This window comes from Vibrio sp. S457-15 (assembly GCF_000960545.1).
Lineage (GTDB): Bacteria > Pseudomonadota > Gammaproteobacteria > Enterobacterales > Vibrionaceae > Vibrio > Vibrio parahaemolyticus.
In genome coordinates, this window is the sequence record NZ_JYOQ01000016.1 from 1 (window position 1) to 745 (window position 745).

1 protein-coding gene is annotated in these 745 nt (G+C 35.8%); it reads right to left on the minus strand.

The window, feature by feature from the left end; translation table 11 throughout:
• Positions 1 to 130: 130 nt before the first annotated feature.
• Positions 131 to 697, minus strand: coding sequence for a hypothetical protein (locus UF05_RS02620; protein WP_045545074.1), 567 nt, complete (start codon positions 695 to 697; stop codon positions 131 to 133).
• Positions 698 to 745 lie beyond the last annotated feature (48 nt).

A 745-nucleotide genomic window follows, 5' to 3' on the forward strand; every position in this document is an offset into this window, starting at 1 on the left:
ACATAACGCCCTGTTAAGGTGTGAGCAACGCAATACAAAAGCCTCCGCACACCACCTTAAACACTAAACACAACGCATAGAGAAAATGCCACGCGTTGCGAATCACTCTTAAACAGTTTGTTATACCAATTTAAAACTCAGATTTTACCCGCTCGGCTAGTTTACTTTTAAGATCATCTTTAAAATTTGCTTTACTAATAATCTCCAGAATAATCGGCTTTGCTTCCTTTAGGGCAACCATACCAACGCAAATGCCCGTAAACTCTGTTTGAGTCTTTAGGTTTTTGGCAAGTGGATATTTAGATAGTGAATTCGTTTGGAAAGCTAAGCGTTTGAGAAATTCCTTTTGCTCATTAGTTAAACTAATTCCAGCATTCGTAACGTGCTTAAGTAAATCGTGATGCGTAGCTAAACCTTTAGCTTCACCATTTTCGTTAATTTGAATTTCATTTTCTGAAATACTTTTGGCCTTAACTAAGTTTTCAATAGCAAGTCCAACATGTAATGCGGCTGCATCACTGAAAGCACCATATTTTTCAAAGTCACTGGTATTTCCGGCTCTATTAACTACTTTTTCTTGAAAAGGATAAGCGATTAATATTAGCTCTTTAGCAGTAATACAATGCGAAATGAACATGTCAATCCAGCGCTTTTGATCTAAAAATATATCTTCGAATTGCGAATTTGTTATTGTCATAGAACCCTCAAAATTATTTACATATTGTTAATGATTGGTATAACGCCC